Here is a 23,360-nt window from a genome sequence, read left to right as displayed (position 1 = left end):
TCGGCCGGGACACGACGGGACCGCGCTCCAGGGAACTCGCCTCCCCTACAGGGAGGTCACCACTCTCCGCGTTCGCCCCGGTCGCCCCGGTCGCCCCGGCGCCGTCCCTCGCGGCGCCTGTCGTCGTACTGGTGCTCGTCACGGCGGCGGTCGTACCGGTCGTCGTGGCCCTGTTCGGGGCGGAGCCTCTCACCCGTGGAGTGCGGCGGGTCCTGGAGGTAGGGGCGTGACAGCCTCTGGTCGGGCGCGGACTGGCCTCCCAGCCCCAGCGGGTCGGACGGATCGACGTCCTGCTGCGGGTAGACGGGTGGCGAGCCGTACAGGTCCCTGAGGTCGGCGGGGTGACCGGCCTGATGTGGCTGGGCGGTGCCGAACGCGTAGGGATCGGGCTGCGCGGGGGCCGGGTAGCCGTACGGATCGGGCTGCGGGGTCCCGTGGCCGGCGGCCTGCTGCTGGGCGGCGAACCCGAAGGGGTCCGTCGAGCTCTGCTGCCCCTGCCCGTAGGGGTCGGGATCCGGCCGGCGGGCGGAGTTGGGGAACTGTTCGGCGTGCGGCGCGAACGGGTCGACGGGCCGCTGCTGGAGCGACACATCGTACGGATCGGGCTGCTGGACGCCGAACCGGTCGGCTGGCTGCGGCGCGGGCGTGCCGTAGGGGTCCGGCTGCGAGCCGGGCACCGCGTAGGGGTCCGGCTGCGAGGCGGGCACCGCGTAGGGGTCCGGCTGCGAGGCGGGCACCGCGTAGGGGTCCGGCTGCGAGGCGGGCACCGCGTAGGGGTCCGGCTGCGGCGCCCCGTACGGAGCGGGCTGCTGCGCGGGCGGGTAGTGGTCGCCCGGCATCTGGTAGGCGGCCTCGCCGGACACGGGGCCCGTGCCGAGCGGATCGAAGGACTGCGGCTGCCCGTAGGACAGGGAGTCATTAACGATCATGTTCTCGCGCGGCACGGCGTCCGAGGAGCCGTACCCCGGCGCCATCCGATCCTGGGACCAGTCGGGCCGGTCGGGCCGATCCAGGGGAGGCACCACTCCTCGCGCGACGAGCACGTCGTTCGGCCCGAGGGTGGCGACCTGGCGGGGCTCGTCCGGCACGGGGACGTGACCGGCCGGGTCGGCATACTGCTGGGGCTGGGCGTAGTCCTCGGGCCGCGGCCTGGCGTACTGGCCGGTGCCGGGATAGTCACCGTGGATCTGCTGCTCGGCGTGAACGGGCTCGCCCACCTCGTCGGGGTACTGCCCACCGGCCTGGACGAAGCCCTCGTCGAGGGTGTCGACCAGCCGCCCCACATCGTTCATGGGCATGCGGAAACTCGCGGTGCACATCTCGCCACGCCACAGGCTCAGCACCAGCGTGCCTTCGTGCCAGGTGACCCGGAGCACGCGCTCCTGGCCACGCTCGTCAAAGAACACCTCGCCGAACGACGGCAACGGGACAACTTCCGACATGGAGGACATAGTGCTTTAACCAGCCTTTATTCGTCCACTCGACCTCGGGAAACCCTACCGAACCGGTCTTTCCGTCCCCATCTTCCGCCCCAGTGACACCGGAACGGTAGACCTTCTTTGACCCTACGAGGATTGATGAGCCGGGTGATCCAGCCAGTTTGCCATGCGAGACGAACCTCAGGTTCCTGAATACGGGGATGCGGGCACACGGCGACCCACCGGAGCCGCCGCGCTTGTCGGGGCGAGCGGGTACGGTTGGCTGTCGTGCCGACCGACTCCATCGCCTCATCCAAAGACGTCTCCTCAAAGGTGGATATTCCCCCGGTTGAGGATCTGCTGAGCACCGCCGTCGAGGCGGTGGGCGGGGTCGACCGCCCCGGGCAGATCACCATGGTGAGGGCGGTGCAGCACGCGATCGAGTCAGGCGACCACCTGGCCGTCCAGGCGGGCACCGGCACCGGCAAGTCGCTGGCCTACCTGATCCCCTCGATCAGGCACGCGATGACCTCCAAGGGGGCCGTGGTCGTCTCCACCGCCACCATCGCGCTCCAGCGCCAGCTCGTCGACCGCGACCTGCCCCGCCTCGCCAAGGCCCTCGCCCCGCAGCTGCCGCACGAGCCCGCGTTCGCGATCCTCAAGGGCCGCCGCAACTACCTGTGCCGCTACAAGGCGAGCGCGGGATGGCCCGACGAGGAGCAGGACCAGCTCTTCGACCCCCGGGAGGTCAACGCGACGGGCCGGATGGTCCAGCGCATCCAGGAGTGGGCCAACGAGACCGAGACCGGTGACCGCGACGAGCTGGTCCCCGGCGTCAACGAGCAGGCCTGGCGCCAGTTCTCGGTCAGCGCCAGGGAGTGCCTGGGAGCCATGCGCTGCCCGAGCGGTATGGAATGCTTCGCCGAACTGGCCCGCGCCCGCGCCGGCGAGTCCGACGTGGTCGTGACCAACCACGCGCTGCTCGCCATCGACGCGATGGAGGACTTCCCGCTCCTGCCGGAGCACGAGGTGGTCGTGGTCGACGAGGCCCACGAGCTGGTCGACCGCGTCACCTCGGTGGTCAGCGGCGAACTGTCGGAGACCATGGTCGCGGCGGCCGTGCGGCGGGTCGGCAAGCTCATCGAGCAGCACCTGGCCGACCGCCTCATGGAGGCCGGAGAGGACCTCAAGGCCCTCCTCACCGCCGCCCCCGCCGGGCGCCTCGACGAGCTTCCCAATGTGCTCGGGCTGACGCTCGCCTTGATCCGCGACTCGGCGGGGGCGTGCATCACCGCCCTCGGCCCGCGCACCGGTGACAAGGACGACCCTGAGGGCGCGGGACTGCGCAAGGCGGCCTTCACCTCCCTGGACGAGGTCCACGACACCGCGCAGCGCATGCTCGACGCCTTCGGCCACGCCGAGGAGGTCGACCGGGCCGAGGTGGTCTGGCTGGAGGCCGGCACCGACCGGCGCCCGCCCCTGCTGCGGGTGGCGCCGCTGACGGTGGCGGGCATGCTCCGCGACAGGCTCTTCGGCGACCGTACGGTCATCCTGACCTCGGCCACGCTCGCCCTGGGCGGCGCCTTCGACGGTCTGGCCCGCCAGTGGGGCCTTGGCGCCGAGGGCGGCCGAAAGGACGCGGAGGCGGACGAGACAGGCGAGGGGCGCGACGAGTCCAAGAACGGGAAGGCCCACAAGCGCCGGGCCGGCTGGAGCGGCATCGACGTCGGCTCTCCCTTCGACCACCCCCGCAGCGGCATCCTCTACGTCGCCAAGCACCTGCCCCAGCCGGGCCGTGACGGCCTGCCCGAGGCCTACATCGACGAGATCACCGAGCTGATCGAGGCCGCCGGGGGCCGCACCCTCGGCCTGTTCTCCTCGATGCGGGCCGCCAAGGCGGCCACCGAGGCCCTGCGCGACCGGCTGAGCGTGCCGCTGCTCTGCCAGGGCGACGACTCCACGATGCTGCTGGTCAAGCAGTTCGCCGAGGACGAGCCGACCTGCCTGTTCGGCACGCTCTCCCTCTGGCAGGGCGTCGACGTCCCCGGCCCCTCACTGCGCCTGGTCATCATCGACCGGATCCCCTTCCCCCGTCCGGACGACCCGCTCAGCTCCGCCCGCCAGCGCCACGTGGCCGCCAAGGGCGGCAACGGGTTCATGTCGGTCGCCGCCACCCACGCCGCGCTGCTCCTCGCGCAGGGCGCGGGCCGCCTGCTCCGCAGCCAGCACGACAAGGGCGTGGTCGCGGTGCTGGACCCCCGGCTGGCTACGGCCCGCTACGCCGGGTTCCTGCGCGACTCCCTGCCGCCCTTCTGGCCCACCGACGACCCGGCGAAGGTCCGCAGCGCCCTCAAGCGCCTCAGCGCCTCCTGAAACCGCCTCGGCCCCCGGCGATCCCGGCATCGGGATCGCCGGGGGCCGGGTGCGACCGCCGGGGCGCGGGAAGTTCCGGGTCGCCCGGATTCAGGAGGTGCTCTCGGCGATGGCGTGCAGGGCCGGCACGTACGATCTCAGGCCGAAGCCCGCGATACCCACCGGGACCGCCGGTGTCGTGAAGCTCACCGGGCGATCTTCCGGTAGGCGGCTTCGAGAAGATCCTCCGAGGGATCGGACAGCGGGGACACCTTCGCCAGGCCGTCCAGGAGGATGAAGCGCAGCGTGGCGCCGCGGCTCTTCTTGTCGAGGCGCATGTGGTCCCGGAGCTCGGGCCAGGCCTCACGGCGGTAGGCGGTGGGCAGCCCGACCGAGGTCAGAATGGACCTGGTCCGTTCCACGAGGTCGGCGCCGATCCTGCCGTCCAGATGGGACAGCTCGGCCGCGTAGACCATGCCGATCGCGACGGCCTCGCCGTGCCGCATCCGGTACCGCTCGACGCGCTCGATGGCGTGGGCCAGGGTGTGGCCGTAGTTGAGGATCTCCCGCAGGCCGCCCTCGCGCAGGTCGGCGCCGACCACGTCGGCCTTGATCTGGATCTTGCGCTCGATCAGCTCGCGGGTGTGCCGCCCCTCGGGGACCTTGGCCCCCTCGGGATCGTCCTCGATGAGGACGAGGATCTCCGGGTCCGCGATGAAACCACCCTTGATGATCTCCGCGAGGCCGCCCACGTAGTCGTCGCGGGGCACCGAGACCAGGGTGGCCAGGTCGCACAGGACACCTGCCGGCGGATGGAACGATCCGACCAGGTTCTTGCCCTCGGGGGTGTTGATACCGGTCTTGCCACCCACGGCCGCGTCGACCATGCCGAGCAGTGTCGTCGGCACCTGCACCACCTTGACGCCGCGCAGCCAGGTGGCGGCGGCGAACCCCGCCAGGTCGGTGGTCGCTCCCCCGCCGACACCGACCACGGCGTCGGAGCGGGTGACGCCCGCACGGCCGAAGGCCGACCAGAGCTCCGCGACCACCTCGACGGTCTTGGCGCGCTCGGCGTCGGGCACCGGCAACGGGACCACCTCGTACCCGGCCGCCTCGATCACGCCGCAGACCGGGTGGGCGATCTCCGGCAGGCTCTCGGGGTGGATCACGGCGACGGTGCGGACCCCCGGCCCGAGCAGGCCCGGCAGCTCGCCGAGCACTCCGGCGCCGACCACCACGTCGTACGGGCTCTCGCCACCGACCTTGATCCTGGAGATCGTCACGGCTACAGGCTCCTCACGATCTCGTCGACGATCTGGCCGGGCTCGCGCTCGTCGGTCACCACGACGAACCGGGCCAGCTTCTCGTAGACGGGGCGGCGGGCGTCCATCAGTTTCTTCAGCTGGCTGCGCGGGTTCAGCACGAGCAGCGGCCGCGCCGAGGCCAGGCCCACCCTCTGGACGGCGTTGGAGAGACCGACCTCCAGGTAGACCACCGGATGCCCGGCCAGCAGCTCGCACGTGGCCTCGGTGAGGATCGCGCCGCCGCCGAGGGAGAGCACGCCGTCGTGCTCGGCCAGCGCCCGCCGCACGGCGTCGGCCTCCAGTTCGCGGAAGAACTCCTCGCCGTCCTCGATGAAGATGTCGCTCACCGGTTTGCCCACCGTGAGCTCAACGTCGGTGTCGGTGTCACGGAAGACGACCCCGAGCCGGCCGGCCAGGAGTTGTCCGATGGTCGACTTGCCCGATCCCGGGGGTCCGATCAGCACTACTCGGGGACTCATCCGGCCTCCTTGCACCGCGGCTCGCCGGCCGGAGCACCGAGGGCTCCACCGGCCTGGCGCCCGCTCACTTGATCACCAACGAAGAGAGGTAGCCGGACAGGTTGCGGGCGACCTCCTCGACGGAGTCTCCGCCGAACTTCTCGATCGCCGCATCGGCCAGGATCAGCGCCACCATCGCCTCGGCGACGATCGCGGCGGCCGGGACCGCGCACACGTCCGAGCGCTCGTGGTGGGCCTTGGCGGCCTCGCCGGTCAGCACGTCGACGGTGGCCAGCGCCCTGGGGACCGTGGAGATCGGCTTCATCGCCGCGCTGACACGCAGCGGCTCGCCGTTGGTCATGCCGCCCTCGACACCACCGGCCCGGTTGGTGATCCGGCGGATACCGTCCTCGGTGTTCTCGATCTCGTCATGGGCCAGGGAACCGGGACGGCGGGCCGTCTCGAAGCCGTCGCCGACGGCGACGCCCTTGATCGCCTGGATGCCCATCAGCCCGGCCGCGAGGCGGGCGTCAAGACGGCGGTCCCAGTGGGTGTAGCTGCCCAGGCCCGGCGGCAGGCCGTAGGCGACCACCTCGACGACGCCGCCAAGGGTGTCGCCGTCCTTGTGCGCCTTGTCGATCTCGGCGACCATCGCCGCGCTGCCGTCCGGGTCGGCGCAGCGCACCGGGTCGGCGTCGATCACCGCTGAGTCGCCGGGGCCGGGGATGACACCGGGGGTGGCCGCCGCCCCGCCGATCGAGACGACGTGGCTGACGATGTCGACGCCGAGGGCCTGCTTGAGGAAGCTCCGCGCCACCTGGCCGAGCGCGACGCGGGCGGCGGTCTCGCGTGCGCTGGCCCGGTCGAGCACCGGGCGGGCGTCGTCGAAGCCGTACTTCTGCATGCCCGCGAGGTCGGCGTGGCCGGGACGGGGGCGGGAACGTGGCGCGTTGCGCGCCTGCCCCTCCAGCAAGGCCGGGTCGACGGGGTCGGCTGCCATGACCGTCTCCCACTTGGGCCACTCGGTGTTGCCCACCCGGATGGCGACGGGACTGCCCAGCGTGCGGCCGTGGCGGACACCGCCCACGATGGTGACGACGTCCTGCTCGAACTTCATTCGCGCCCCGCGGCCGTAACCGAGGCGGCGGCGGCGCAGCGCCTCGTCCAGCTGGGCCGTGGTCACCTCCACCCCGGCGGGCAGGCCCTCCAGGATCGCGACGAGTTCGGGGCCGTGGGACTCTCCGGCGGTCAACCAACGCAACATGCTGACAAGTCTTCCACGTGTCGCCCACTGGAATGGCCCCGGTTCACCTACTGAGACATCCGCCGGCGCCCCCAGGCCGGTGGTCAGAGCGCGGCGAGGACCGCGGCGAGGGTGCCGACGGCCATGAAGGGGCCGAAGGGGATCTCGCTCTTGCGGCCCGCGCGGCGCAGGACCATCAGGGCGGCCCCGTAGACGCCTCCGGACACCAGGCCCAGGAAGGTCCCGGCGACCAGGGTGTCCCAGCCCAGCCAGCCGAGGGCGGTGCCCAGGCTCGCCGCGAACTTGACGTCGCCCAGCCCCATTCCCTCCGGGTTGACCAGGAGCAGCACCAGGTAGAAGCCCGCCAGGGCGAGTCCACCCAGCCCCGCGCCGAGCAGATCTCCGAGGCGGCCGTCGACGAGGGCCGACCCGGCGAGCGGTGCGGCGGTCCCCAGGTAGGCGGCCAGGGTGAGCCGGTCGGGCAGCCGGTGGACGGCGGCGTCGACGAAGGACAGGGCGACGGCGACCACCGCCAGCCCCCCGAAGGCGAGCAGTTCCGCCGCCCTCCCGGCCACTGTGATCGCCGTCCCGGCGGGCACGCCGGACCACAGCGCCCGCAGCGCGAGAGCGGCCAGCACCACCGCGGTGGCCACCTCCACGGCCCCCGCCACCGGCCGGGCCCGCCCGGTCCGCCCGGTCCGCTCCCCGTCGGGCACCGAGTGGCGGGCCACCACGCGCCGCGTCCACAGCCCGATCACCGCTCCTGACGCGGCCGCCGCCAGGACCGGGAGGAGCGTCGGCGCCGCCGTGAAACTCACGAGACCACCACCGCCCCAAAGACCCGGAGGTACCTGACGGTCCGGAGGTGCCTAATGGTCCGGGGAGGACTGGGGGGCCGGTGTGCCCACTCGGCGTACTCGCTCACGGAGCGACCATAATCCGCGAACCCCGGTCCCGCCGGGGATCCCGGGGCTCGAAGTGACCGCCGTGATCCTCGCCCTGGTCTTCGAGCGCGACTTCGGCGGGTTCGTCGCCGTGATCGCCCCGGTGATTCCGACGATCAACCTCGTCCACGCGGTGGCCAACCGAACCGCCGACGTCTGGGAGGCTCGGCGATCTCTTCCATCCGTGCCACTGTGATCTCGGGGCCCAACTGGTCGACGGTGCCCGATTCGACCGCGGCGAGTGCCCGCAGCAGGGCGCCTTCGATCACGAAGGGCACCGGGCCCGCGACGTCGATCACCACGGCGGCGGTGTCCTCGTGCACCGCCGCCTGGCAGACCTGAAGGATCGTGGCCTGGATGGGCCGGGCGTCGGGACGCCACCGCCGCAGCGGCTCCATCCCGGTGAAGGAGAGCACCGCCTCGCGCCCGTCCGCACCGACGAGCTTCGGCAGAGCCATCTCGCTCTCCTTCTCCTGCCGCAACCCGTGCTCGCCGATCTCCGACTCCTTCAGCAGGGCGACCACGGGCACGAGCAGCCGTGCCCCGCTCAGCGCGGCGACGACCTCGCCGGCCTGCGCCTCCCCCGCGGCGAAGGCGGCGAGCACGAATGTCACGGCGGCGTCGGCGGCGCCGTCGTCACCGGGGACCAAGGGCTGCGGAATACTCGGCACGAACCGGGAGCCTACCCGCGGCGACGCTCGGGGAGGACGTCCGCCCCGCCCGAGCGCGTGCCCGTCAGCCGAGGTCGGCGATGGCGGCCACCGGGCCGCCGCCGCTCGGGCCCTGATGGACCGCGGCGACCGAGACGAACACGGCCGGGTCGCCGGTGACGCTGGCCGCGACGCCGCCCACGGTGGCCTTGATCTGGCGGTGCCAGTGCACGTCGGAGTCGTCGAGCATGATGTTGCGGCGGCCCCGCACGCTGCCCGACGGGTCGGCCTCGCACTTCATGAAGACGTTGACCAGCCGGTCGCCCAGGTCGGACGGGTGGGGGCGCTCGGGCAGTTCGATGCCGCTGGAGCGGATGGCCTCCCAGATGCCGTCGGCGTCCAGCGCGTCCCTCATGACCGAGTGGCCGATCCGGTAGCGGCCGCCGATGCCCCGTACGTTGCCGACGACCACGATCTGGGCCCGGTCCAGCTCGACGCCCGAGGAGCACGAGGCGACGGAGGAGTAGAGCGACAGGTCGCGGTGGATCTGGTCGGCGGCGGGCATCTCGATCTCGCCGAGCGCGACGGCGATACCGAGCGCGGTGGTGGAGTTGGAGATGTCCATCGACGGGCCGGTGTCCTCGATCACCACGTCCTTGCCGCGCGACTTGGCGTCGTTGATCGTGGACAGGGTGAGCAGCGGGGTCTTGGTCTGGACGTAGTGGACGTCGGCGGGGTCGTCGATCCCGGCGAGCTTCATGGCCTCGCGGACTCCGGCGGCGACCTTCTCCACCATCGCGGGACGGCCGATGTCCTCGGGCAGGATCACATCGCTCATCGCGATGCCGACGCTCACCCGTGGCTCGTCGCTCGGCTCGGCGTTCGCCGTGGTGGCGAAGATCGTGGCATGCGGGCTGAGCACGCCGTCGGTGCCACCCGACCACACCAGCGGCACGCTCTCGGGGGAGGGATGTCCCTTGGCCTCCAGCACCTCGCGAAAGGCCCTGTCGGCCAGGATCCGGGTGTAGTCGTTCACCCCGCCGTTGCCCTCGGTCTTGCCGATCACCGCGAGCACCCGGTGCGCCTCGATCACCCCGTCGTCGATGAGCCCGGCCAGCCCGGAGGCATCGGTCACGCTCTCGATGGGCACCTTGCGCACTTCAATGGGTTCCGGCATCCCTGCCACCTTTCAATCGCGTCGTGTTCACTTTCGCACCACGGTGCCGTTCTCGCCGGTGAGCGCCGCCCCGATGTTCTCCAGGGAGGTGATCACCGACCGGTCGCCGCCCTGCTCGACGAAGCGCAACGCGGCCTCGACCTTCGGCCCCATGCTGCCGCCGGCGAAGTGCCCGGCGGCGTGCAGTACGCGCAACTCGGCCGCGGTGACGGCGCCCAGGGGCCTGGCCTGGGCCGTGCCGAACCCGACGACGGCCGCGGGGACGTCCGTCGCGATGACCAGGACCGTGGCCCGCACGTCCCGGGCGAGCACCGCTGCCGCCAGGTCCTTGTCGATCACGGCCTCGACCCCGCCCAACCGCCCCCCGGCATCGCGGGCCACGGGCACGCCGCCGCCTCCCGCGGCCACGACCGTGAACCCCGCCGCCACCAGCGCGGCGATCGCGGGGGCGTCGAGGATCTCCAGCGGCTCGGGGGAGGCCACCACGCGGCGCCAGCCCCGGTCGAAGCGGCGCCAGGTCTGGCCGAGCTCCTCGAAGCGGCGGGCCTCCGCCTCGCTGAAGTAGCGGCCGATCGGCTTGACCGGGTCCTGGAAGGCCGGGTCGGCGGGGTCGACGAGCGTGCGGGTGACCACGACGGCGGCGCGGCCGTCGAGCGCGTTGAGGACGAGGGTTCCTATGGTGGCCTGCGTCTGTGCCCCGCACCAGTCGAGCGGCACCGGGGGCACGACGTGCGCGGCGAGCTGGTTCTTCAGGATCAGGTTGCCCACCTGGGGGCCGTTGCCGTGGGTGAGGGTCACCTGGTGGCCGTCCGCGATGAGCGCGGCGACATGGCGCATGGCCTGCTCGACCGCGCGACGCTGGGCGTCGGGTGAGGCCCCGCCGTCCGGCCCCGTCATCGCGTTGCCGCCGAGCGCGATAAGTACTCGTTCACCCACAGGCTGACGCTAACGGCCCCCACGCCGCGTCTCATGGGCACTCACTGCCCAAGGAAGGCCAACTCTTCGACACAATCCGCCAGCAGGGCGGCTTCCGGGGGCGGAGCCGGTCCGGAGCCCGCACCTGGACGTTCCTCTCGGCCGGGCTGCTTCGCGCTCATCCTCTGATCGGCTCGTTCACCCCGCGAGCAACCGGACGATCTCCCCGACCACCGGCGCGCGCTGCGGCTGCAGGTAGAAGTGGTCGCCGGGAAAGACCGTGAGGGAGAAGTCGGAGATCGTACGGGCCTCCCACGACTTGGCCTGGTCCGGGGTGGCCGCCGGGTCCGCGTCGCCGACGAGCGCGGAGATCGGGGTGTGCAGCGGGGGTCCCGGGCGATGGCGGTATGCCTCGACCAGGCGGAAGTCGGCGCGAACGTAGGGCAGGACGATCTCGCGCATCGACCGGTGGGAGAGGATCTCCGCCTCGGTGCCGCCGAGCTTGGCCAGCTCGACCACGAAACGGTCGTCGTCGTACTCCGAGATCGCGTCCCTCTCCCGGGGGTCGTGCGGCGCCCTCGCCCCGGACACGAACAGCCGCGCCGGGGCGATTCCCCTGGCCTCCAGGCGGCGCGTGACCTCGTAGGCGAGCGTCGCTCCCATGCTGTGCCCGAACAGCGCGAAACGCCGGTCCAGCAGCGGCGGCATCGCCTCGGTCACCAGGTCGGCCAGCGTGTCCATGTCCTCCGGCGACGGTTCCCCGAAGCGGTCGGCCCTGCCGGGCAACTGCGTGGCATGCAGCTCGACGGAGTCGGGCAGCAGCGCGGGCCAGTCCCGGTAGGCGGTGGCCGACCCGCCCGCGTGCGTGAAGCAGAACAGCCGGGTGGTCGCCCCCGGGCGGGGAAAGGCGCAGCGCAGCCAGGTCATGCGGTTCCTCCGCGGACTCGGCCGCTCACTGTTCCATCGCCCGGATCAGGCTGTTGGGCCGCATGTCGGTCCAGTCGGCCTCGATGTGCTCCAGGCAGGCCTGTTTGGAGTTCTCGCCGAAGGCGACGGTCCAGCCCGCGGGGATCTCCGGCCAGACGGGCCGGAGGGAGTACCGCCCCTCGTCGTTGATCAACGCCAGGTAGACGCCCTCGGGGTCCTCGAAGGGGTTGCTGCTCACTGCGTGTCCTCTCTGAGAAGGGCGGCGATCTCCGCGATGGGCCCGGCACTCAACATGTTCGCATGGTCGCAGGCGACCTGGTGATCATGGATGGCGGTTGAGCGCGAAGCGCAGGCCGGACAGGGCCTGGCCTTGCCGGGTTAGGCTTACCTTGCTTAATATATGAGCAACTGTTCAGATGTTGGCAGAACGGATCTTACGATGGGTCACGGGCACGGGCACGGGCACGGCGCGAACGCCGACCGTCGCTACCTCGCGGCGGCGCTCACCCTGCTGCTCGCCTTCATGGCGGTCGAGGTCGTCATCGGCATCGCCGCCAACTCCATCGCGCTGATCTCCGACGCCGGGCACATGCTCACCGACGCCGGCGCCATCGCGCTCGCGCTGGTGGCGATGAGGATGGCGGCCCGTCCGGCCCGCGGCGCCTACACCTTCGGCTGGAAGCGGGCCGAGATCCTCTCCGCGGCCGTCAACGGGCTGACGTTCGTGGTGCTCGTCGCCTACTTCGTCTACGAGAGCGTGCGGCGGCTCATCGAGCCACCCGAGGTCGCCGGAGCCCTGGTCTTCGGCACCGCCCTGGCCGGGGTCGCGATCAACGCCGTCGCCGCGTGGCTCATCGCCAGGGCCGACCGGAGCAGCCTCAACGTGGAGGGCGCGTTCCAGCACATCCTCAACGACATGTACGCGTTCGTGGCCACCGCGATCGCGGGCGCGGTCGTCTGGCTCACCGGCTGGGGCCGGGCCGACGCGATCGCCGCCCTGGTCGTCGCGGCCCTGATGGCCAGAGCGGCCTACAGCCTGCTGCGCGACGCCGGACGCATCCTGTTCGAGGCCGCCCCCGACGGGGTGAACCCGGCCGAGGTGAACGCCGCGATCATCGCCCACGCGGGCGTGACGGGTGTCGAGGACCTGCACGTGTGGACGGTGACCAGCGGCTTTCCCGCGCTCTCCGCGCACGTGACCGTCATGCCCGGCGGCGACTGCCACCGGGTCCGCCGCGAGCTGGCCGAGCTGCTGCACGAGCGCTTCCACATCGACCACACGACCCTGCAGGTCGACCACGTTCCCGGCACGGCGTGCCGCATGACCGCGAGGTGAACCCTCACACCCTGAGGCATGCCTCGAAGACCGCGGTGAGCCGGGCGATCACAGCCTCGCGGTCGGGGACGTCGCCGGAGTCGGGGCCGTAAAGCCGGTGCATCGTGCCGGTGCCGGTGATGAGCGCGGTGGCTATCGTGGCCCGGAAGGCCGCGTCGGGGCCGGGGAGCCGAGCCGAGAGAGGTCCCAGGATCGCCGAGCTGACCCGATCCCGGATGATCTCGTGGATCTCCGGGGAGTTGGACGACCGGATGAGCGCGGCCAGCACCGGACTTGCCCGGTCCGAGCGGAGCCGCTCGGCGATGTACTCGGCCAGGCGGCGGGGTAGCTCCTCCTCCGGGCCGTCCAGGACACCGGGGAAGCGCCCCTGCATCGCGAGCACCTTGGCGAACAGCTCCCGCTTGCTGCCGAAGTAGCGGTTGATCAGCGCGATGTTGGCATCCGCCTCGGCGGCGATCATCCGCATCGTCACCTGCTCGTAGCCGAGGTCGGCGAACAACCGGCGGGCGGCGTCGAGGATGCGCCGACAGGTGCCCTCCCTGTCGCGCTGCCGTGTCTCATCCACCTACGCGATCCTTCCAGATTTGACGAGTAAACAAGCGTCTACTAACTTAATATGTACTCTACACGCATTGGGGGACGGTTCATGCCGACCGAACAACAGATCCGGGCCGAGGCCGCACCGAGTTTCACCCACAAACAGGTGCTGGAGATCCTGGCCGGACTGATGCTCGCCATGCTGACGTCGATGATCTCGACGTCCGTGGTGGGAACCGCGCTGCCGACGATCGTCGGCACGCTCGGCGGCCAGGACCAGCTCGCATGGGTGGCCGGCGCGACCCTGCTGACCATGACCGCCTCCACCCCGATCTGGGGCAAGCTCTCCGACCTCTACGGCCGCAAGCTCATGTTCCAGGCCGCCCTGGTCGTCTTCGTGGTCTCCTCCGTCGCCGCCGGGTTCTCCCAGGACATGGGCCAGCTCATCGCCGCCAGAGCGGTGCAGGGCATCGGCGCCGGCGGCCTCGCCGCGCTCCCGCAGATCATCCTCGGTGACGTGGTGGAACCCCGCGAGCGCGGCCGCTACTCCGGCTACATCGGCGCGGTCTTCGGCCTCTCGACGGTGGCCGGCCCGCTGCTCGGCGGGTTCATCGTGGACAACATGTCCTGGCGCTGGACGTTCTGGTTCTGCGTGCCGCTGGCCGTGGTCGCGTTCGTCGTCATTCAGAAGGTGCTGAAGCTGCCGTTCGCCCGCACCGACACCAAGGTCGACTGGTGGGGCGCCACCTTCATCACCGGTGGCACCACCGCACTGATGCTGCTGCTCTCCCTCGGGGGCAACGAGTTCGACTGGAACTCCCCGTGGACCTACGGCCTGGGCGTGCTCAGCCTGGCGATGTTCGGCCTGGCCGTCGTCGCCGAGCGCAAGGCCGCCGACCCGATCCTGCCCCCGCACCTGTTCCGCGACCGCACCTTCGTGCTCAGCTCCATCGCCTCCCTGCTGGTCGGCGCGGCGATGTTCGGCGCGCTGATGTTCCTGCCGCAGTACCTGCAGATCGTCAAGGGCATGAGCCCCACCGGTTCCGGCCTGATGACCCTTCCCCTGGTGCTCGGCCTGCTGGTCTCCTCGATCGCGGTCGGACGGTTCGTCAGCAGGACCGGCCGATGGAAGATCTTCCCCGTGCTGGGCATGCTGCTGGTCGGAGTCGGCCTGTTCCTCCTGTCACGCCTGCACGTCGACAGCTCGCTGCTGCTCATCGGCGTCGACAACGTGATGCTCGGTGTCGGGCTCGGCGCCTCCATGCAGATCCTGATCCTGGCCGCGCAGAACGCGGTGGCCAGGGCAGACCTCGCATCGACGACCTCCGGCGTGTCGTTCTTCCGCTCCCTGGGCAGCGCGGTGGGCGTCGCCGCCTTCGGCGCGATCCTGACCAACCGCCTCACCGCGGAGCTGATCTCCCTGGCGAAGGCCGCGAAGCTGCCGCTGAGCGGCGGCGCGGTTCCCGGCCTCGGCTCCCCCGAGGCCATCCACCAGCTTCCCGCACCGGTCCTGGAGATCGTCCTGGAGGCCTTCACCCGGGCGATGAACGCGGTCTTCCTGGTCGGCGTCCCGGTCGCGGTCCTCGCCGCGGTGGCCGCCCTGATGCTCAAGGAGATCCCCCTGCGCTCGGCCCAGAGCGCCGCCCCGGCCGCCGCCGTCGACCCGGCCGCCCCGCCGGTCACCGCCGGCAGGTAGCGAACACCCTCACACCGCCCGGGGCCGGCCCACTCTCCGCCGGCCCCGGGCACCTCCAGCCGCACGAAGCACCCTTTTCCGGACGGGGAGCGCCCCGTCCGGCTCAGGCTCCGGCACGCGGGCAGGCAGGATGCGGTCTCCATGCCGCCCGCGAGCGACGGCGGTCAGAGCGTCCACTTCTGGTTGGCCCAGCCGTTGCAGTTCCACAGCTGCACCTTGGTACCGTTCGAGCCGATGGTCCCCAGGTCCGCGTCCAGGCAGCGCCCGTTGTACATGCTGTAGATCGTGTGGCTCGTCGCGTCGTAGATCCACTTCTGGTTGGCCCAGCCGTTACAGTCCCACAACTGCACCTTGGTGCCGTTCGCATTGATGGTTCCCAGGTCCGCGTCCAGGCAGCGCCCGTTCTCCTTGCTGTGGATCGTGTGGCTGGACACGTCGTAGCTCCACGACTGGTTGTCCCAGCCGTTACAGCCCCACAGCTGCACCTTGGTGCCGTTCGGGCCGATGGTGCCCAGATCGGCGTCCAGACAGCGCCAGTTCTGGTGACTGCGGACGGGGCCCCAGGCGGCGGACGCCGAGCTCGAGGTGGCCACCGCACCGGGAACGAACCCCGCGCAACCGAGCGTGACCGCCGCCGCCGACGCCAGCACCCTGAATCTCCGTCGCATCGTCGATGCTCTCCTTCCTGCGGATTACGGGAGTGGAGAGCGACGCGAGCCACCGGAAGGAGCCCGCACCCCGCGCACCCACCCTCGATGATTACTCTCCGCAGCAGAACGTACACGTAGAGAGATCGGTTTCAGGGTGGCGACACGACGACAGGCGTTTCGCGGGACGCGAGTACCCGCGGGGGCGGCTATTCGGTGCCCTCGCCCGCAGGGGGGAGAGCACCGGCGCGCTCACCGGTCCCGCGCCGATGTAGCCTGTGCCCTCGCCCACAGGGGGAGGGCACAGGGGAACTCAGCGGGGAGCCGTCGCGCGCTCGGCCGCGGTGATCGCGTTACGGAACAGCATCGCGACGGTGGTGGGCCCGACCCCGCCGACCCTGGGCGTGATGGCCCCGGCCACCCGGGCGCAGGACTCGTCGACGTCGGGCAGCAGGCGCCTGCCCTCGTAGCGCACGCCACCGCCGATGACGACGGCGCCGGGCTTGACGTGCTCGGGCTGGACGATGCCCGGCACACCCGCGGCGGCGACGAGGATGTCGGCGCGGCGCGTGTAGCGGGGCCAGTCGCTCACCCCGGTGTGCACGACGGTGACGGCGGCGTTCGCCGTCGGGCGCTTCTGCGCGAGGAGGATCGACAGGGGCCGCCCGAGCGTGGCCCCGCGCCCGAGGACGACCACCTCCCGACCGGCGACCGGGATGTCATGGTAGGCGAGCAGCGCCTCGATCCCGGCGGGCGTGCACGGCAGCGGACCCGGGAGCTCCAGCGCCAGCCGCCCCATGTTGAGCGGATGCATGCCGTCGACGTCCTTGTCGGGATCCATGACCTGCAGGGCCCGGTCGTAGTCGAGATGCCTGGGGACGGGGTGCTGCACGAGCAGCCCGTGCACCGCCGGGTCGTCGTTGAACGCGGTGATGACCGCGTGCAGATCAGCCTGGGTGGCGCTCGCGGGCAGGTGCTCGTGCGGCGAGGCGAAACCGAGTTCGGCGGCCTGCCGCTGCTTGATCCGGATGTATCCGGCGCTGGCGTCGTCGTCGCCGACAAGGACCGTCGCCAGGCTCGGGGTGACGCCCCCGCGGGTCAGGGCGGCCGCCCGCGCGGCCACGTCGGCGAGGATGCTCTGCGCGACCGGGCCTCCGGGAAGCAGCCGGGCGGACGGCGCGCTCTCGGACTCTGAGCCCTCTGAGCCGTTTCGAACGGGCTGGGACATGTGTGTCCTCTCGGCGTGGGCGCCCAGGCGGTCGACTCCCACTACGAGCTCCCCGATGGTTGATGCCATCCCCTTGCCGCCAGTCGCGTCACCCCCCAGAATGCCCGATCGGCAGTCTCCAGGTCGAGCCACCCCCCGTCAGGAGAGGGCGCCGAGCCGTGCCAGGCGGCTCACCGCCTCGTCGATGACCTCATCCCTCTTGCAGAAGGCGAAGCGGACAAAGTGCCTTCCGCGCTCGGGGCGGGCGTAGAAGACCTGGGTGGGGACGGCGACCACGCCCGCCAGGGACGGCAGCTCGCGGGCCAGGGCGAGGCCGTCGGTGAAGCCGAGGGGGCGGATGTCGGTCTGCACGAAGTAGGTGCCCGCGGGGCGGTAGACCTCGAAGCCCGCCGCGGACAGTCCCGCCGCCAACCGGTCGCGCTTGGACTCCAGGTCGGCCCGGAGGCGAAAGACCCAGTCCAGCTCGTGGCGGAGGCCGTGGGCGACGGCGAGCTGCCAGGGCGCGGCGGCGGTGAAGGTGAGGAACTGCTTGACGGTCTGCGCGGCCCTGACGAGCTCGGCCGGGCCACAGATCCAGCCGGTCTTCCAGCCGGTGACCGAGAAGGTCTTGCCCGCCGAGGAGGTCATCACGGTCCGCTCCCGCATTCCGGGCAGGGTGGCCAGCGGGACGTGCTCGACGCCGTCGAAGGTGAGGTGCTCGTAGACCTCGTCGGTGACGGCGATCAGATCGTGCTCCTGGCAGAGCAGGGCGATCTCGTCCAGCTCGGCGCGGGTGAAGACCGTGCCGGTGGGATTGTGCGGGGAGTTGACCAGAACCACGCGGGTGCGTGGTCCGGCCGCGGCGCGCAGCTCGGCGGGGTCGAAAGTGAAGCGGCCCTCGACGGGGCGCAGGGTGACCGGGCGGAGCACCGCTCCGGCGAGGGCGACGGAGGCCGCGTAGGAGTCGTAGTACGGTTCAAACGCGATCACCTCGTCCCCGGGCTCGCAGAGCGCCAGGATCGCCGCCGCGACGGCCTCGGTGGCGCCGACGGTGACGAGGATCTCGCCGTCGGGGTCAAAGAAGAGGCCGTAGTGGTCCTTGTGGTGCGCACAGATGGCTTGGCGCAGCTCGGGCACGCCCGGCCCCGGCGGGTACTGGTTGGCGCCCTCTCGGATCGCCGACACCGCACGCTCCAGCATCGCCGCGGGCCCGTCGGTGTCGGGAAAGCCCTGCCCCAGATTGATCGAACCCGTCCGCAGGGCCAGCGTCGACATCTCGGCGAAGATGGTCGTGCCGAACCCGCGCATCCGTGTCACCAGAGGATCGTTCACGCGCCCCAGCGTAATCGCCGACGCGGATCGACCGATCGCGTCCGTACCCGGTCCGCAGCCGGTCCGCGACCGGTCCGCGACCGGTCCGCGACCGGTCCGCGACCGTGCGGGGACGGCGGCGACGCGGATCAGCCGATCGCGTCGACCGTGATCCGCTCTACGCGGGCACGGCGAAGCTCCGGAGCACTTCGGCGATCTCGTCGACCTCGGTGAGCTTTCCCGACGCGACGGCGATGACGAGGTCGTAGGCCTCGTCATCGCCGGTGTCGATCGCCTTCCCGTTCCACGCCATGAAGACGACCGCCGCCACCCACGCCACACGCTTGTTTCCGTCCACGAACGGATGGTTGGCGGCCAGCGAATGAAGCAGGGCCGCGGCTTTGACGAACAGGTCCGGGTACGCCTCCTGCCCGAACATCGACGCCTGGGGTCGGTGCACGGCGGAATCGAGCAGACCCAGGTCACGTAGCTCCGGTGTGGCCCCGATCGCCAGTTCCGCGAGGTCGAGAACCTGTTCCACCGTGAGGTAACGGGTCATTCGGCAAGCCTGTCGAGAACGGGCTTCCACCGGCGTACGGCCTCCACGCCGAGCCGGTGAACCTCCTCGTCATCGGAATGACGCGTCAGGTACTCGTCCACAGCCGACAGCACCACCTGCTGCATGCTCCTTCCCTCTCTCTCCGCGCGCCGCCGGAGGGCGTCGGTCTGCTCGTCGGAAAGCCGCAACGTCATAGCCATGCCTTCCATCGTAAGTCGGATCAGGTATCACCGCGATACCACAGCTGAGAGTATATGTGTCGTCACACAGGGTTGACGCCTATTTTGCCGTCCAGAGCCTGATGGACCCTGATGGGGAACGCGAGGACATCGACCTCACCACGAGAAGCGCGACGGAGCCGTGCCCCTCGGTGAGAGCCGCGCCCGTGGCCGGAGGACGATGGTTCAGTAGGTCTCGGCTCCGCTCGACGGTGGTGTAGCGGCCTCCTGCTGCTGTTACGGTTTTCGCGACGGGAGGAGGGGCGTGGCGGTGCTGGTGGTTCATGGGGCCTGGGTGGGTGACAGGCTGGCGCTCTGGGCGGAGGATCCGGCCGGGCAGGCCGTGAGCGCCTCCCGGGCGAAGGTCCGCCCGCATCCGTTCGCGGCCCCGGCGGCACGGATGACCGACGATCTGCCGCTCTGGGGAGACGCCGCGACGACAGCCCTGGCCGGGGCCGCCGCGGAGGAGTTCGTCCTGCTGCTGCCGAGTTCGGCGCGGAGCCCGCTGCCCTCACCCGACTCGGGGATGGAGATCGCCGCGCGGCAGCCGAAGATCGGCTCCTGGCGGGTGCCGGCCCTGCTGATCGAGCCCGGCGCGGCGCTGGGCCTGCTCGACGCCGTGGACGAGATGACCCGTCTCCCGGCGGGAGCGTACGAACCCGACGAGTTCCCCGCCGGAGAAGACCGGGCGCCGGTCCCGGGAGCGTCCCTGCGCTACCTCGCCGTCGTCGCGGCGTACGCCCGTGACCTGATCCGCCGGGGCCGGGTGCTGCCGCAGCTCGTCGCCGAGAACGAGGGCTACGCGGCCCGGTGGCGTCCCGTGCTGACCGGTCCCTACGCCGCCCGCTTCCGTGAGCTGGCCACCGCGATGCCGCCCGTCTGCCGGGCCGTCGTCGAGGAGCGCCCCTCGGCCCACGTGCTGATCGAGGCCGTGGCCCACCTTACCGACGCGGCGGTACGGCGGGCGCTCCCCGACCGCCTGCTCGGCGGGCACCGGCCGGGGCCGCGCGCTCCCCTCCCGGACCGCTGGACGGTCGCCCTCACCGGTGAGGACGCCGCGCTGCCCGGGCTGCCCCGGACCTCGGCGGAGAAGCTGGCCAAGCCGCTCCGGGAGTGGTTCGACTCCGCGCAGCGGCTCGACGGCCCGGTCAGGGTGTGCTTCCGGCTGACCGAGCCCGAGAACGGCCCCGAGCCCGAGAACGGCGGCGACCTCGTCGCGGAGTACGGCGGCCGTCCGGCGCCGCCACCCGACGACTCCCGCTGGCGGCTGGAGTTCGCCCTCCAGTCGTCGGACGACCTGAGCCTCTACCTCCCCGCACCACTCATCTGGGCCGGTGAGACCGCCCCCGGCCTGCCGGGACGTCCCGACGAGGCGCTGCTCGCCGGGCTCGGCCGGGCGGCCCGGCTGTACCCGAAGGTCGGGGAGGCGCTGCGCGATCGCCGCCCTTCCGAGCTGGTCCTCGACACGGCGGGCGCGTTCGCGTTTCTCCGCCAGGCCGCCCCGCTCCTGCAGGCCGCCGGGTTCGGCGTGCAACTGCCCGCCTGGGCCGGCACCACGAGGCTCGGCCTCAAGCTCACCGCCCGCTCGCAGCCGACCGGTCCTGGCGCGGCGGCCGACCAGGGTTTCGGGCTGCACCAGCTGGTGGACTTCCGGATGGACCTGGCGATCGGCGACGAGACGATCAGTGAGGAGGAGCTGGCCGAGCTGGCCAGGCTCAAGGTGCCGCTGGTCCGGGTGCGGGGCCGCTGGGTCGAACTGGACGACCGGCAGCTCACCGCCGCGCTCAAAGCCGTCGAGCGGCGCCGATCGGGTGAGATGACCGTCGGCGAGGTGATCCAGGAGGTCATCCACGGCGGCGACGACGAGTTGCCGGTCGTCACGGTGGACGCCGACGGTCTTCTCGGCGACCTGCTGTCCGGCGAGGCCGACCGCCGCCTCGTGCCGATCACGACTCCGGCCGACTTCCACGGCGTGCTCAGGCCGTACCAGGAGCGCGGGCTGTCCTGGCTCAGCTTCATGTCCGAGATCGGGCTCGGCGGCGTCCTCGCCGACGACATGGGCCTGGGAAAGACCGCGCAGACCCTCTCCCTGCTGCTCAACGAACGCGCGACGGGTGTGCGTCCGGGGCCGACCCTGCTGGTCTGCCCGATGTCGCTACTCAGCAACTGGCAGAAGGAGGCCACCAGGTTCGCCCCCTCGCTGGAGGTCTACCTGCACCACGGCACCGCCCGGCTGCGCGAGACGGAACTCGCCCGCCGGGTGGAGCGTGCGGACCTGGTCCTCACCACGTACGGCACCGCCCTGCGGGACCGCGAGACGCTGGCCGGCCTCACCTGGGCCAGGGTCGTCTGCGACGAGGCGCAGGCCATCAAGAACAGCGCCGCCAGGCAGGCGCAGGCCGTACGGGCGCTGCCGGCCAGGAGCAGGTTCGCGCTGACCGGTACGCCGGTCGAGAACCACCTGGCCGAGCTCTGGTCCCTGATGGAGTTCTGCAACCCCGGCCTGCTCGGTTCGGCCAGGACGTTCCGGGAGCGCTACCAGGAGCCGATCGAGCGGGACGGCGACGCCACCGCGACCGCCGCGCTCCGGCGCGCCACCGGGCCGTTCGTGCTCCGGCGCCTCAAGACCGACAAGACCATCATCTCCGACCTGCCGGACAAGATGGAGATGAAGGTCTGGTGCACCCTCACTCCCGAACAGGCCACCCTCTACCAGGCGGTGGTCACCGACATGATGAACAAGATCGCTGACAGCGAGGGCATCGAGCGGCGCGGCAACGTGCTCGCGACCATGCTGAAGCTCAAGCAGGTCTGCAACCATCCGGCGCACCTACTCAAGGACAACTCGCGGCTGTCCGGCCGGTCGGGGAAGCTGGCCCGGCTGGAGGAACTGGCGGAGGAGATCGTCGGCGAGGGCGACAAGGCGCTGGTCTTCACCCAGTACGCCGAGTTCGGCACGCTGCTCCAGCCGTACCTCTCGGCGCATCTGGACCGCCCGGTGCTCTGGCTGCACGGCGGGCTGCCGAAGAGACAGCGGGACGCGCTGGTGGAGCGGTTCCAGGACGACGACGAGCCGATGCTCTTCCTGCTCTCGCTCAAGGCCGCGGGCACCGGGCTCAACCTGACCGCGGCCAACCATGTCATCCACGTGGACCGGTGGTGGAACCCCGCCGTGGAGAACCAGGCGACCGACCGGGCGTTCCGGATCGGCCAGACCAGGAACGTGCAGGTCAGGAAGTTCATCTGCGTCGGCACCCTGGAGGAGAGAATCGACGAGATGATCGAGCGCAAGCAGGCGCTCGCCGAGAGCGTCGTCGGCACCGGCGAGGACTGGATCACCGGCCTGTCCACCGACCGGCTGCACGAGCTGTTCCGTCTCGGACCGGAGGCCGTCTCATGAGCGAGCGAATCAGCAGGGCCGGCCGCCCTCCTCGACAAACCCGTGAGCGCGTCAACGAGGGCGGCGCGTTTCCCGGACGCGCCCACCGGGAGGCTTCATGAGCGGGAGCGGCTGGTTCGAGCCGTCCCGGCCGATCCGGGTCGAGGGCGGCATCCGGGTCCGCAGCAAGCGGGGCTCGATCGGCGAGCGGTGGTGGTCGCGCCGGTTCATCGACATCCTGGAGAGTGTCTGCGATCCGGGCAGACTCGGCCGGGGCCGCTCGTACGCTCGCTCCGGCCAGGTCCTCGACCTGGAGCTCGGGCCGGGTCTGGTCACGGCGCGGGTCCAGGGGTCTCGGCGCACCCCGTACCTGGTCGAGATCCAGATAACCCCCTATGCGGCGGACCAGTGGCGCGAGCTCGCCGACGCGCTGGCGGCCCAGGCCCTCTACCGCGCCAAACTGCTCGCCGGCGAGATGCCGCCGGAGATCGAGGAGGTCTTCCGCGCGTGCCGCCTGCCGCTCTTCCCCGGCCGGCGCGGCCTGGACATGAACTGCTCGTGTCCCGACTGGGGTTTCCCCTGTAAGCATCTGTCCGCCGTGCTGTACGTGCTGGCCGAGAGGTTCGACGACGACCCGTTCCTGGTGCTGGCCTGGCGGGGCATCGCCCGGGACGCCCTGCTCGACGCCCTCCGCGAGGCGGGCGTCACCACGACCGGCGCCGCAGCCGGCTCCGGCTCCGGCTCCGGCTCCGGCGAGCACGGACCCGGCCTGTTCGACGTGGACGACGCGCCGTTCACCGACCGGCTGGCCGCCTTCTACGAGCCGAGCGTCTCCCCGGCCCGGCTCCGCGACCGGACCGGCCTCCCCGTCCCCCCACCCGACCTGCTGCTGCGCACCCTCGACCCGCCACAGATCAAGGCCCGGCACATCCCGATCCTGGACCTTCTCCGCCCCGCCTACCGGACCTTCGCCGACGACACCTGACCCGGTGCCGATCATTGGATGGTCGCGATCACGGATCGACGCCCCTGCCACCGCGTCGCCCACCCCGGCGTGCCGCCCGCCACCTGGCCATCCGGGG

Annotated in this window: 21 protein-coding genes and 1 riboswitch; of the genes, 5 read left to right on the top strand and 16 right to left on the bottom strand. The window is 71.5% G+C overall.

Annotated features, from left to right (window positions below; translation table 11 throughout):
• Positions 1-56 precede the first annotated feature (56 nt).
• Positions 57-1,442 (bottom strand): hypothetical protein, encoded by a 1,386-nt coding sequence (locus OIE13_RS07070; RefSeq protein ID WP_326829764.1) that lies wholly within the window; start codon positions 1,440-1,442, stop codon positions 57-59.
• A 264-nt stretch (positions 1,443-1,706) separates the two neighbouring features.
• On the opposite strand from OIE13_RS07070, the gene OIE13_RS07065 reads away from it, so the two are divergent.
• Complete coding sequence (locus tag OIE13_RS07065; RefSeq protein WP_326641827.1) at positions 1,707-3,791, top strand: ATP-dependent DNA helicase; 2,085 nt, start codon at positions 1,707-1,709, stop codon at positions 3,789-3,791.
• Positions 3,792-3,976: 185 nt separating this feature from the next.
• Here OIE13_RS07065 and aroB read toward each other — a convergent pair whose 3' ends face one another.
• The 9 genes from aroB to OIE13_RS07020 form a co-directional block, all read right to left on the bottom strand.
• Positions 3,977-5,053, bottom strand: a complete 1,077-nt coding sequence (gene aroB / locus OIE13_RS07060) for a 3-dehydroquinate synthase (protein ID WP_326641828.1) — start codon at positions 5,051-5,053, stop codon at positions 3,977-3,979.
• Between the two features lie 2 nt (positions 5,054-5,055).
• Positions 5,056-5,553 carry a shikimate kinase gene (locus OIE13_RS07055; protein ID WP_326641830.1) on the bottom strand — a complete coding sequence of 166 codons (498 nt, stop codon included), beginning with the start codon at positions 5,551-5,553 and terminating at the stop codon, positions 5,056-5,058.
• 64 nt (positions 5,554-5,617) lie between these two features.
• Complete coding sequence (aroC, locus tag OIE13_RS07050; RefSeq protein ID WP_326641832.1) at positions 5,618-6,796, bottom strand: chorismate synthase; 1,179 nt, start codon at positions 6,794-6,796, stop codon at positions 5,618-5,620.
• 83 nt (positions 6,797-6,879) lie between these two features.
• Complete coding sequence (locus OIE13_RS07045; RefSeq protein ID WP_326641834.1) at positions 6,880-7,593, bottom strand: prepilin peptidase; 714 nt, start codon at positions 7,591-7,593, stop codon at positions 6,880-6,882.
• A 242-nt stretch (positions 7,594-7,835) separates the two neighbouring features.
• Complete coding sequence (locus OIE13_RS07040; RefSeq protein WP_326641836.1) at positions 7,836-8,390, bottom strand: SseB family protein; 555 nt, start codon at positions 8,388-8,390, stop codon at positions 7,836-7,838.
• 64 nt (positions 8,391-8,454) lie between these two features.
• Entirely contained in the window at positions 8,455-9,546 is a 1,092-nt protein-coding gene (locus tag OIE13_RS07035; protein ID WP_326641837.1) for a ring-opening amidohydrolase, read from the bottom strand.
• 27 nt (positions 9,547-9,573) lie between these two features.
• Positions 9,574-10,482: a carbamate kinase gene (locus OIE13_RS07030; RefSeq protein WP_326641838.1), complete on the bottom strand. Its 909-nt coding sequence runs from the start codon at positions 10,480-10,482 to the stop codon at positions 9,574-9,576.
• A gap of 177 nt (positions 10,483-10,659) precedes the next feature.
• On the bottom strand, positions 10,660-11,388 hold the full coding sequence (locus tag OIE13_RS07025; RefSeq protein WP_326641839.1) for a thioesterase II family protein: 729 nt from the start codon (positions 11,386-11,388) through the stop codon (positions 10,660-10,662).
• 25 nt (positions 11,389-11,413) lie between these two features.
• Positions 11,414-11,626: an MbtH family protein gene (locus tag OIE13_RS07020; protein WP_326641841.1), complete on the bottom strand. Its 213-nt coding sequence runs from the start codon at positions 11,624-11,626 to the stop codon at positions 11,414-11,416.
• Between the two features lie 201 nt (positions 11,627-11,827).
• On the opposite strand from OIE13_RS07020, the gene OIE13_RS07015 reads away from it, so the two are divergent.
• Positions 11,828-12,724 (top strand): cation diffusion facilitator family transporter, encoded by an 897-nt coding sequence (locus tag OIE13_RS07015; protein ID WP_326829763.1) that lies wholly within the window; start codon positions 11,828-11,830, stop codon positions 12,722-12,724.
• A gap of 4 nt (positions 12,725-12,728) precedes the next feature.
• Here OIE13_RS07015 and OIE13_RS07010 read toward each other — a convergent pair whose 3' ends face one another.
• A complete protein-coding gene (locus tag OIE13_RS07010) occupies positions 12,729-13,289 on the bottom strand; it encodes a TetR/AcrR family transcriptional regulator (protein ID WP_326829762.1) in 561 nt (186 codons plus the stop codon).
• Positions 13,290-13,370: 81 nt separating this feature from the next.
• On the opposite strand from OIE13_RS07010, the gene OIE13_RS07005 reads away from it, so the two are divergent.
• Positions 13,371-14,957 (top strand): MDR family MFS transporter, encoded by a 1,587-nt coding sequence (locus OIE13_RS07005; RefSeq protein ID WP_326829761.1) that lies wholly within the window; start codon positions 13,371-13,373, stop codon positions 14,955-14,957.
• A 164-nt stretch (positions 14,958-15,121) separates the two neighbouring features.
• Here the strand turns inward: OIE13_RS07005 and OIE13_RS07000 are convergent, their stop codons facing one another.
• From OIE13_RS07000 to OIE13_RS06980, 5 genes are all read right to left on the bottom strand, one after another.
• Positions 15,122-15,625, bottom strand: coding sequence for an RICIN domain-containing protein (locus OIE13_RS07000; protein WP_326641846.1), 504 nt, complete (start codon positions 15,623-15,625; stop codon positions 15,122-15,124).
• A 292-nt stretch (positions 15,626-15,917) separates the two neighbouring features.
• Positions 15,918-16,832, bottom strand: a complete 915-nt coding sequence (locus tag OIE13_RS06995; protein WP_326641848.1) for a bifunctional 5,10-methylenetetrahydrofolate dehydrogenase/5,10-methenyltetrahydrofolate cyclohydrolase — start codon at positions 16,830-16,832, stop codon at positions 15,918-15,920.
• A gap of 14 nt (positions 16,833-16,846) precedes the next feature.
• A riboswitch (ZMP/ZTP riboswitch) is annotated at positions 16,847-16,929 on the bottom strand.
• A gap of 41 nt (positions 16,930-16,970) precedes the next feature.
• Entirely contained in the window at positions 16,971-18,143 is a 1,173-nt protein-coding gene (locus OIE13_RS06990) for a pyridoxal phosphate-dependent aminotransferase (RefSeq protein ID WP_326829760.1), read from the bottom strand.
• Between the two features lie 157 nt (positions 18,144-18,300).
• Positions 18,301-18,681, bottom strand: coding sequence for a type II toxin-antitoxin system death-on-curing family toxin (locus OIE13_RS06985; protein ID WP_326641850.1), 381 nt, complete (start codon positions 18,679-18,681; stop codon positions 18,301-18,303).
• Positions 18,678-18,881 carry a FitA-like ribbon-helix-helix domain-containing protein gene (locus OIE13_RS06980; protein ID WP_326641851.1) on the bottom strand — a complete coding sequence of 68 codons (204 nt, stop codon included), beginning with the start codon at positions 18,879-18,881 and terminating at the stop codon, positions 18,678-18,680. The genes OIE13_RS06985 and OIE13_RS06980 overlap by 4 nt, the downstream gene beginning before the upstream one ends.
• Positions 18,882-19,170: 289 nt before the next feature.
• Between OIE13_RS06980 and OIE13_RS06975 the strand changes: the two genes are divergently transcribed.
• Both OIE13_RS06975 and OIE13_RS06970 read left to right on the top strand, forming a co-directional pair.
• Entirely contained in the window at positions 19,171-22,299 is a 3,129-nt protein-coding gene (locus OIE13_RS06975) for a DEAD/DEAH box helicase (RefSeq protein WP_442811711.1), read from the top strand.
• Positions 22,300-22,396: 97 nt separating this feature from the next.
• Positions 22,397-23,263, top strand: a complete 867-nt coding sequence (locus tag OIE13_RS06970; protein WP_326829759.1) for an SWIM zinc finger family protein — start codon at positions 22,397-22,399, stop codon at positions 23,261-23,263.
• Positions 23,264-23,360 lie beyond the last annotated feature (97 nt).

Origin of the sequence: Streptosporangium sp. NBC_01810 (assembly GCF_035917355.1) — a bacterium.
Classification (GTDB): domain Bacteria; phylum Actinomycetota; class Actinomycetes; order Streptosporangiales; family Streptosporangiaceae; genus Streptosporangium.
This window is presented reverse-complemented; position numbering and strand designations above follow the sequence as displayed.

What these genes read in the sequence shown, in the direction of transcription:
- OIE13_RS06980 (WP_326641851.1), bottom strand. Translation starts at nt 18,881, where the DNA reads ATGGCTATGACGTTGCGGCTTTCCGACGAGCAGACCGACGCCCTCCGG.
- OIE13_RS06995 (WP_326641848.1), bottom strand. Translation starts at nt 16,832, where the DNA reads ATGTCCCAGCCCGTTCGAAACGGCTCAGAGGGCTCAGAGTCCGAGAGC.
- OIE13_RS07070 (WP_326829764.1), bottom strand. Translation starts at nt 1,442, where the DNA reads ATGTCGGAAGTTGTCCCGTTGCCGTCGTTCGGCGAGGTGTTCTTTGAC.
- OIE13_RS07000 (WP_326641846.1), bottom strand. Translation starts at nt 15,625, where the DNA reads ATGCGACGGAGATTCAGGGTGCTGGCGTCGGCGGCGGCGGTCACGCTC.
- OIE13_RS07035 (WP_326641837.1), bottom strand. Translation starts at nt 9,546, where the DNA reads ATGCCGGAACCCATTGAAGTGCGCAAGGTGCCCATCGAGAGCGTGACC.
- OIE13_RS06985 (WP_326641850.1), bottom strand. Translation starts at nt 18,681, where the DNA reads ATGACCCGTTACCTCACGGTGGAACAGGTTCTCGACCTCGCGGAACTG.
- OIE13_RS06970 (WP_326829759.1), top strand. Translation starts at nt 22,397, where the DNA reads ATGAGCGGGAGCGGCTGGTTCGAGCCGTCCCGGCCGATCCGGGTCGAG.
- aroC (WP_326641832.1), bottom strand. Translation starts at nt 6,796, where the DNA reads ATGTTGCGTTGGTTGACCGCCGGAGAGTCCCACGGCCCCGAACTCGTC.
- OIE13_RS07005 (WP_326829761.1), top strand. Translation starts at nt 13,371, where the DNA reads ATGCCGACCGAACAACAGATCCGGGCCGAGGCCGCACCGAGTTTCACC.
- OIE13_RS07055 (WP_326641830.1), bottom strand. Translation starts at nt 5,553, where the DNA reads ATGAGTCCCCGAGTAGTGCTGATCGGACCCCCGGGATCGGGCAAGTCG.
- OIE13_RS07025 (WP_326641839.1), bottom strand. Translation starts at nt 11,388, where the DNA reads ATGACCTGGCTGCGCTGCGCCTTTCCCCGCCCGGGGGCGACCACCCGG.
- OIE13_RS07015 (WP_326829763.1), top strand. Translation starts at nt 11,828, where the DNA reads ATGGGTCACGGGCACGGGCACGGGCACGGCGCGAACGCCGACCGTCGC.